This window comes from Streptomyces sp. SD15, assembly GCF_054462255.1.
Genome location: NZ_JBTLMO010000019.1, coordinates 152,221 through 160,830 on the forward strand (window position 1 = coordinate 152,221; position 8,610 = coordinate 160,830).

At 68.5% G+C, this 8,610-nt stretch carries 7 protein-coding genes; 4 read left to right on the forward strand and 3 right to left on the reverse strand.

Features of this window, described 5'->3' with window-relative positions:
- Nucleotides 1-21: 21 nt before the first annotated feature.
- The 3 genes from ACX28W_RS20795 to ACX28W_RS20805 form a co-directional block, all read right to left on the reverse strand.
- A complete protein-coding gene (locus ACX28W_RS20795) occupies nt 22-870 on the reverse strand; it encodes an oxidoreductase (RefSeq protein WP_459000493.1) in 849 nt (282 codons plus the stop codon).
- A gap of 117 nt (nt 871-987) precedes the next feature.
- Nucleotides 988-2,232: an MFS transporter gene (locus ACX28W_RS20800; protein WP_459000494.1), complete on the reverse strand. Its 1,245-nt coding sequence runs from the start codon at nt 2,230-2,232 to the stop codon at nt 988-990.
- A 37-nt stretch (nt 2,233-2,269) separates the two neighbouring features.
- A complete protein-coding gene (locus ACX28W_RS20805; RefSeq protein WP_459000496.1) occupies nt 2,270-3,691 on the reverse strand; it encodes an aldehyde dehydrogenase family protein in 1,422 nt (473 codons plus the stop codon).
- A 613-nt stretch (nt 3,692-4,304) separates the two neighbouring features.
- Between ACX28W_RS20805 and ACX28W_RS20810 the strand changes: the two genes are divergently transcribed.
- The 4 genes from ACX28W_RS20810 (at nt 4,305) to ACX28W_RS20825 (ending at nt 8,498) form a co-directional block, all read left to right on the forward strand.
- Complete coding sequence (locus ACX28W_RS20810) at nt 4,305-4,991, forward strand: alpha/beta fold hydrolase (RefSeq protein ID WP_459000497.1); 687 nt, start codon at nt 4,305-4,307, stop codon at nt 4,989-4,991.
- Nucleotides 4,992-5,143: 152 nt separating this feature from the next.
- Nucleotides 5,144-6,361, forward strand: a complete 1,218-nt coding sequence (locus ACX28W_RS20815; RefSeq protein WP_459000498.1) for an acyl-CoA dehydrogenase family protein — start codon at nt 5,144-5,146, stop codon at nt 6,359-6,361.
- Nucleotides 6,362-6,478: 117 nt separating this feature from the next.
- A complete protein-coding gene (locus ACX28W_RS20820) occupies nt 6,479-7,108 on the forward strand; it encodes a TetR/AcrR family transcriptional regulator (protein WP_459000499.1) in 630 nt (209 codons plus the stop codon).
- 358 nt (nt 7,109-7,466) lie between these two features.
- Complete coding sequence (locus ACX28W_RS20825) at nt 7,467-8,498, forward strand: isopenicillin N synthase family dioxygenase (RefSeq protein WP_459000500.1); 1,032 nt, start codon at nt 7,467-7,469, stop codon at nt 8,496-8,498.
- Nucleotides 8,499-8,610: the final 112 nt, after the last annotated feature.

The window sequence follows — 8,610 nt, forward strand, 5'->3', positions numbered from 1 at the left end:
ACCTGTGCGCCATACGGCGGGTCAGTTGCTGTCTTTCACGTCGTCGTGGTCGGTGGACAGGGCCAGTTCCCGCCAGGTGTCGGTCTCCTCGCGAAGCTGAGCGATCTTCAGGTCCATGGCCGCCGCGCAGTCGCTGCCGAGCTGGGCCCGCAACGGCGGGTTGTCGGCATCGGCGAGGGCGAGGATGGCCGTTGCACCCTTGACAGGGTCACCGGGCTGGGCGCGGTTGAGTCCGGGTACGGCCTGGCGCACGGCGCCGGCGGTGTCGGCGTAGTCGGAGATGACCTGGCCCTCCGTGTGGAGGCTGGTGGCGTCGAGGAAGTCGGTGCGGAAGTATCCCGGCTCCACGATCGTGACCTGGATCCCCAGCGGTGCCAGCTCGGCGCGCATGGCCTCGGAAAGACCCTCCACGGCGAACTTGGTGGAGCAGTAGACGCCGAAGCCCGCCGCGCTGTCGAAGCCTCCGATGGAACTCAGGTTGAGAATGCGGCCCGACCTCTGCCGGCGCATGACCGGCAGCACGGCGCGGGTGACGTTGGCCAGACCGAAGACGTTGGTGTCGTAGACCGAGCGGAACGCCGCGTCGGAGGTTTCCTCCACCGCGCCCAGCACGCCGCGCCCTGCGTTGTTGACCAGGATGTCGATCGTGCCGAACTTCTCGACGGCTGCCTTCACGGCTTCGCGGGCCTGTGCCTCGTCGGTGACGTCCAGGGCGACAGCGAGCAGGCTGTCCTGGTACTGGGAGAGCGCGTCCTGTACGTCCTGGGGCTTGCGGGCCGTCGCCACGACCTTGTCGCCCCGCTCCAGTGCCTGCCGTGCGATCTCCAGGCCGAACCCGCGGGACGCACCAGTGATGAACCAAGTGGACATGCCACTACCTTTCATTTGTTCGATATTAGGAAAATTGGGTCAGATATGGCTAATTCTCGTTTTGACGCGAGGAACCAGCGTTTATAGCTCTCGTTGGCCGGCCGCGCCCCGGCCCAGTCAGGCCTCGGGCCGACCTCGGCGGACAGCGATGGCGCCTGCCACCACGGCGAGCAGCGCCACCAGCAGCCCGAACCCCGAGAAGACAGCGGCAACGCCGAACCGGGAAGCGGCGGCGCCCGCGGCCACCACCGGCACACTCACCGCCAGGTAGGCCAGGGCGAAGAACCCCGGCAGGAGCTGGGGATGGCCCCCGGCGATCACCGCTGCCGTCACGGTGCTCGTGGAGCCCATGAAGCACAGGCCGAAGCCCGCACCGGTGATCGCCGCACCGGAGAAGAACAGCAGGGCGTGAGCCGTGTCGAACCCGGTCACGGACACCCCGACCCCGGCCACGAGCAGCGCGCACCCCGTCACCGACGCCGCCCGGTCGCCCAGCCTCCGCAGCAGCATCGGAGCGATGCCGCCGCAGCCCTGCACCACGAGGATGACCAGCGAGGACAGCGCCCTGTCAGTGGTATGCAGCAGGCCGGCGACCAGATCGACCCCCAGCGCCAGGTACAGGCCGACCACCGCCCAGCCGGCCGTCACGATGGGGGCCACCCGAAGAAGGACCCCTCGTGGCTCCGCACTCATCCGCAGCACCCGGGGGCGCCAGGGCCGTAGCTGTTCCGGCACGATCTGCCAGGTGGGAATGGCCCGCACCAGGACGAGCCCGCCAATGGACAGGACGGTCAGCACGACGAAGGGGGTGACCAGCGGCGCGGGAGCGAACTGAACGGCGAGGCCGGAGAACACCGCACCCAGCGCGATGCCTGTCGAGGTCGCCGCGCTGTTCGCAGCCACTGCGGCCTGGTGACTGCGGTCCCGGTGCAGGTCGGCCAGTGCCGAGCCCGCGCTGCTGGTGAGCAGCCCGACCGCGACACCCTGGATCAGGCGAGCCAGGCACAGTGCCCAGGCTTCCGTGGCCAGAAGGAACGCGAGGAAGCTGACGACGATGATGGCCAGTGCCACCTCGATCGTCCGTTGGGTGCCCAGGCGTTCGGCCAGGCCCCCTGCCAGCAGCAGGGTAAGGACCGCACCGAGGGCGTAGCAGGCGTAGACGGTCGTCGACGTGGTCGTACCGAAGTGCCATTGCTGCTGGTAGATCCCATACAGCGGAGACGGCGCGCTGCTGGCGGCCATGACCACGAAGACGACGCCGACCACGGTGCGAAAGTGCCAGGGACGGTGGGGCCGGTGGTGGTGCGTAGTGGGGTGCCGGCGCCCCCGGGTCTCGAGCGCGGTCGGCATGTCGACGTTCATGATCTTGACATCTCCGATGGGAATCCGACCTCGGCCGTCAGCGGCCGAGGACGACCTTGGTCTCCAGGTACTCCTGCATGCCGTCCGGACCCCACTCACGGCCGTTGCCCGACTCCTTGTAGCCGCCCCAGGGGGCGGTCCAGTCGAAGTCGGCGTTGTTGATGATCACGTAGCCCGCTTCGATGCGGGACGCGACCTCTTCGGCGTCCGCGAGATCACTGCCGGTGACGTAACCGGCGAGGCCGTACCGGCTGTCGTTGGCGATCTGGACAGCCTCGTCCACCGTGTCGTAGGTGATGATCGACATCACCGGGCCGAAGATCTCCTCCTGGGCGATGGTCATGTCGTTGGTGACCCCGGCGAACACCGTGGGCTTGACGAAGTGCCCGTTCTCCAGGCCTTCGGGCTTGCCCAGTCCACCGGTGATCAGCTGGGCCCCCTCGTCCAGGCCGGACTGGACATACCGCTGGACGGTCTGCCACTGCTCACCGGAGATCAGCGGGCCCATGTCGGTACCCTCCGCGCGCGGGTCGCCGATCCTGAGCGCCTCCACCCGCGGGAGCAGCACCGACAGGAACTCCTCCAGCCGCTCGCGCGGCACCAGGGTCCTGCTCGGCGCACTGCAGATCTGGCCGGTGTTGGCCATCAGCCAGGTCAGCACCGTGTCGACCGCGACGTCCAGGTCCGCGTCCGGCATGATCACCTGTGGCGACTTGCCGCCGAGTTCGGTGGCCACGCGCTTGGCGCTCTTGGCCGCGGCGGCGTTCACCTGGAGTGCGGCCTCCCCCGAGCCGGTGAAGGACACGACGGCGACGTCGGGGTGCGAGGCAAGCGCGTTTCCGATCACCGAGCCGCGGCCGGTGACGAGGTTGAAGACACCGGCGGGGACCCCGGCGGCCTCCAGGATCTCAGCCAGGACAACACCCGAGTACGAGGCCAGCTGGGCCGGCTTGAGGACGACGGTGCAGCCGGCCGCCAGCGCCGAGGCGGTCTTGCCGGCCGGCTGAAGGGCGGGGAAGTTCCACGGAGTGATCAGACCCGCCACGCCGATGGCTTCCTTGCGGATGTGGGTGGCGCCACGGTCCTCGGTGAACGCGAACGTCTTGAGCACCTGCGCGGCGGCCCGGAACTGGATCAGCCCGGCGGCGACGTGCATGGCGCGGGACAGCGGCAGCGGACAGCCCAGCTCGGCGGTGACCGCCTGGGCCATGTCCTCGCCTCGCCGCTCGTACTCGTCGGCGATCCGCTCCAGCAGCTCGATACGCTCCTCGCGGGTGGTCCGGGAGAAAGAGGGGAACGCCCGGCCCGCCGCGGCGACCGCCAGGTCGACGTCGGCCTCGCCGCCGAGCGCAACCCGGCCGGACACCTCGCCGGTGGCAGGGTCGGTCAGATCGGCGACTCCGCCGTCGAGGGGCTCGCGCCAGACGCCGTCGATGTACAGCTTGGTGTAGTCACGCATGTTGTCTCCGTCAGATTCGCGGTTCGCCATATGGGCGGCCATGTGACGAAGGCGGCCTTTTGTGTGCGAAGGCGCCTTGTGGAATCCATCGTCACGGCGGAGAGCCCTGGCATACAGGGAGGCCTTTTCCTGGGCACCGGTCCCTGGGAAAGCCAGTACCAGGCACGCCGACCAGCCCGGAGAAACCGAAGCGGGTGGGGGCGGTGGTTGCGTGCCGCGCGCCGGCGCGGCATCCGCCGGGTTCACCGGCATCGAGCGGCCCCGGACGCGCGGAGGGCGGGCCGGCGTCCCGGCGCAGAAGTCAGTCACGTGCGGGTCTTCGACCGCCGGGCGTTCCACTGCCCCGGATCCGGGAAAGGGCCGCCGCTGGACGTCGGTGTCGTCGGCGAGATCGGCAAGAACCCGGGCGACTGACCGACGCCGGACCGGGTCGCCATCCTGCTGCTCCGGAGCGCTTTGACGAGACCGATCGGGAGGTCCTCACCTGCACGGGAGACTTGGACCAGCAGTTCGTCGAACACTCCGTTGGACACCATGTCCAATCGTTCGTATGGTCCTTTCTTGGTGCTGCCGAGTGCGGCGCATTCGTGACCGATCTGAAAGCGGACTTTTCGTGACTGATGGGGTTTCCCGTCCGACCCTGCTCCTCGTGCATGGGGCATGGCACGGCGCGTGGTGCTGGGCAAAGCTGACGTCGGCACTTCACGCCGATGGGTGGCGGCTTCGGACGATCGACCTGCCGAGCGCCGGCGGGCGAGCGGGCTTGATGGACGATGCACAGGCGGTACTGGACGAGCTGAAGCTCATCGATGACCCAGTGGTGGTTGTCGCCCATTCCTACGGAGGCATACCGGTCAGCCAGGTCGCCGCCGCAGCGGGGAACGTGTCGCGCATCGTCTATCTGGCGGCGCTCCAACTCGACGTGGGAGAAAGCCTTTTGGGCTTCTCCGGCGCACCTCTCCCACCGGAGACGCGTGATGTCGAGCCTGTGCCGAATGATCCGATCACGACGTTCTACGCCGACATGCCCCGGTCCGAGGCCGAGGAGGCCGCCAAACAGCTCGTGCCGCAAAGCGCCAAGTCATTCCGAGACGTCCTGACCAAGGCGGCGTGGCACACCATCCCGTCGACGTACATCATCTGCGAGGACGACCAGGCTCTGCCCGCGCAGGCCCAGCAGGCACTGTCGGAAAGGTCCGGCGCGGTCCACCGGATCGCGGGCGACCACTCGCCGTTCCTGTCGAAGCCGGTGGTACTCGCCGCTCTGCTGTCGAAGATCGCGCTCGAGTCGGACGGCTGAGTCGCAGGCCGCAGCCTCACGAGAGCGCTCACCCCGATTGATCACCTGGAAGTGTGCGTCGCCACGCCCTGCCTTCCGGCGGACAGGCGTGCGGATCGGTGGCGTTCCTGTCCCGCAGTACCCGCAGTACCAGTGCAGAAATGGAGAACGTGATGAGCAACAACAGCCGCCAGAACGAGGTGGGTATGCCGACCAAGGAAGAGATCAGGTCCGAACTCGTCGGCAGGGCCATCGCCCTGCAGCCCCTGTTGCGGGACTGTGCCGCGTGCGGCGAGTCGGATCGCGCCCTGCCGATGGAGGTCGTCGACGCCTTGGCCGGTGCGGGCGTCTTCCGGCTCCTGACCCCCAGGCGGTACGGCGGCCATGAGACCGACCTGCGGACCTTGACCGAAGTGTCCGAGGCGCTCGGGGAGGGCGATGGCTCGGCGGCCTGGGTCGGGATGATCATCGCGGTGACCAACTGGATGGCGTGCCTCTTCCCCGACAAGGCGCAGGAGGAAGTGTTCGGGGCCGATCCGGATGCGCGGGTGACCGGTGTGGCCGCGCCGACGGGCATGGGAGAGCGGGTCCCGGGCGGCTGGCGTGTCAACGGCAGGTGGTCGTACAACTCCGGTGCCCCGTATGCCACCTGGGCCGCTGTCGGCGCACTGCTGAAGGACGACAGCGGAGCGGTTGTGGACCAGGCACTTGTCCTGATCCCCGCCTCCGACCTGACCATGGAGGACACCTGGCACACCGCGGGCATGAAGGCAACCGCCAGCAACACCCTGATCGGACAGGACGTGTTCGTTCCCGAGCACCGCGTGCTGTCGGTCCCCGCGGCCGCCGAGGGCAGCTACCCACGCGCGTCCCGGGACGAGACGCTGTACGACTCGACGTTCGGGCCGATGCTGCTGCTGTGCCTGGTCGGACCGCTGCTCGGACTGGGTGCTGCCGCTGTGAATGCGGCGGTGGCGGGAGCCGAGGGGAAGCCGTTGTCGTTCACCGTCCACGGCAGGCAGGCCGACTCGGTAGGTGTCCAGATACAGCTGGCGGAGGCCGCGCTGAAGCTGGAGACGGCCCGCTTGCACACCTACCGAGCCGTCGACGAGGTCGATCGGGCCGCCACATCCGGCAGCCCCTTGGACTACATCGCACGCGCACACATCAGGGCTCGGGCCGGCCTCGCCGCGCAACACGTCATCGATGCGGTCAGCACCCTCCTGAACGTGCACGGCGCGTCCTCCTTCGCCGATACCAGCCCCCTGCAACGCATCTGGCGGGACGCAAACGTCGCGGCGCGTCACGCAGGCCTGATCCCGGCGGTCGGCCTGGAGGTCTACGGCAAGTCTCTCCTCGGTATCGACGAGCGAGTGAGCCTGATGGTCTGAACCCGGCTCCGGCCACACCGTTCGGTGACCCATGAGCGCGCCGTGCGGCGTGGCCGGGCCTCCATCACCCGTGACCTGCGCGGAACACCCGTCCCTTCGGTTCTTTAGGATGCCCGTATGGCTTCCACCACCCGACGACCCTCCAGCGCGGCCGACCGGCGGGCCGCACTGGAAAAGCGGATCCTGTCCGTGCTCGAGGAATGCCTTCGGGACGGTGTGACCTATACCGAGCTGAGCGTGGAACAGATCGCACAAGCCGCCGGAATATCCCGTTCGACGTTCTACCTGTACTTCCGCGACAAGGTGGACGTGCTGCTCCGGCTGAGCGGCTCCCTCAAGAAGGAGACCTATTCGATCGCGGCGTCCTGGAAGCCCAACGGCTCCGACGGAGGTCTCGACGGACTGGCCCGTACCTACGAACTCATCCTGCGGCACTACCGCGAACACGCAGCCCTGCTTGCGGCGATCAACGAAGTGGCCGCGTACGACCCCTTGGTCCGTGAGGCGTGGACGGCCGACCAGGACCGGTTCATCGACAACCTCGTGACGGTCCTGCAGGAGGAGCAGCGGGCCGGTCGCACGCCCGCGGACATCGCCCCTGAACTCGCCGCCAGGGTGATGGTCCAGGGAGGCGGCCAGGTCATCGCGCAGCAGGTCTCCCACGGCGACGGCAGCGGCGATGCCGTCGTGGCCCAGGAGCTGGCTCGTGGCTACTGGTACGGCGTGTACCGCCGCCCGGAGGCCTGACCGCCGACTGACTCCACCACCCGGATCATGGCCCGCAAGACTGTGAGCCTCGCGGCGCACACTGTCGGGATCCCGTCTGGCTGGGCCCGTGCACCTGGGCACCAATTTCAGACACGTTTTCCGACAGATCCCGTGCAGGGGTGTGAGGTGCGGCACCTGTGAATCGGCGGGCCCGCAGTACTCTGGAGCCATGCTTCCGCTGCTCGTTCGACGCCGCCACGTGGACTACGTCCGCGTCACGAGCATGGGCTGTCGGCCTTCCGTCTGACCCAGGCCCCCACTTTCACCTGGCTCCTGTCGGCCCCGCCCTCATACCCGGCGGCTGCCCGGGCAGCCGTACACCCTGCGGACGCTCCCCATGACGAACACATCGCTGCACACGCACGACTACCAGCAGCTTCCGATCATTGATCTCTCCGCGGCCGACCGCGGCCCCGAGGCCCGTGCGCTGCTTCACGCACAGCTGCACAGCGCTGCCCACGACGTGGGGTTCTTCCAGCTCGTCGGGCATGGGATCAGCGAGGGCGAGACCGCCGCCCTGCTCGACGCCATGCATCGGTTCTTCTCGCTTCCCGAGGCCGAGCGGCTGGCTCTCGACAACATCAACTCGCCGCATTTCCGGGGCTATACGCGTACAGGCGACGAGCTGACCGCCGGCAGCCGGGACTGGCGGGATCAGCTCGACATCGGGGCCGAGCGGGCTGCCCGGACCCCCGGTGCCGGCGAGCCCGCCTATTGGTGGCTGGAGGGGCCGAACCAGTGGCCGGCCTCGCTGCCGGAGCTGCGGACCGCCGCGCTGGCGTGGATCGACCGGCTCAGTTCCGTCGCGGCGCGGCTGCTGCGTGAGCTGCTCACCGCCATCGGGGCGCCGGCCGACTTCTACGAGCCCGTCTTCGGGAAGCGGGCCCACCCGCATCTGAAGCTCGTACGGTATCCGGGCAGCGCGGGCGACGGCGCCGACCAGGGTGTCGGCGCGCACAAGGACTACGGGTTCCTGACGCTGCTGCTCCAGGACCAGGTCGGAGGGCTTCAGGTGCAGCGGGAGGACGGAGTCTTCCATGACGTGCCGCCGCTGCCGGGGGCCTTCGTGGTGAACCTCGGTGAGCTGCTGGAGGTAGCCACCAATGGGTATCTCGTCGCCACGAATCACCGGGTCGTCAGCCCGCCCGGGGCCACCGAGCGGTTCTCCGTGCCCTTCTTCTACAACCCGCGCCTCGATGCCCGCGTCGAGCCGCTGCCCTTCCCGCACGCGTCCGCCGCGCCCGGAGTCACCGACGACCCGGCGAACCCGCTGTTCGCGGAGTACGGGTTCAACGAACTCAAGGGCAAGCTGCGAGCCCACCCGCTGGTCGCCGCCCGGCATCACGCGGAGCTGCTCACACCCGCGTGAGCAGCTCCGGCAAGCACGTCGAGGCTTACTGATCGTTTCAGAATGAAATGTGTTGTGGGGCTTGGCAGTTGGGTGTTGTGTCGGCAGGATCTGTTGGATGCCTGCTGATCTT

Bases quoted from the DNA above. Each gene is read 5' to 3' on its own strand.
- ACX28W_RS20795 (WP_459000493.1), bottom strand. From the start codon at position 870: ATGTCCACTTGGTTCATCACTGGTGCGTCCCGCGGGTTCGGCCTGGAG.
- ACX28W_RS20800 (WP_459000494.1), bottom strand. From the start codon at position 2,232: ATGAACGTCGACATGCCGACCGCGCTCGAGACCCGGGGGCGCCGGCAC.
- ACX28W_RS20805 (WP_459000496.1), bottom strand. From the start codon at position 3,691: ATGCGTGACTACACCAAGCTGTACATCGACGGCGTCTGGCGCGAGCCC.
- ACX28W_RS20815 (WP_459000498.1), top strand. From the start codon at position 5,144: ATGAGCAACAACAGCCGCCAGAACGAGGTGGGTATGCCGACCAAGGAA.
- ACX28W_RS20820 (WP_459000499.1), top strand. From the start codon at position 6,479: ATGGCTTCCACCACCCGACGACCCTCCAGCGCGGCCGACCGGCGGGCC.
- ACX28W_RS20825 (WP_459000500.1), top strand. From the start codon at position 7,467: ATGACGAACACATCGCTGCACACGCACGACTACCAGCAGCTTCCGATC.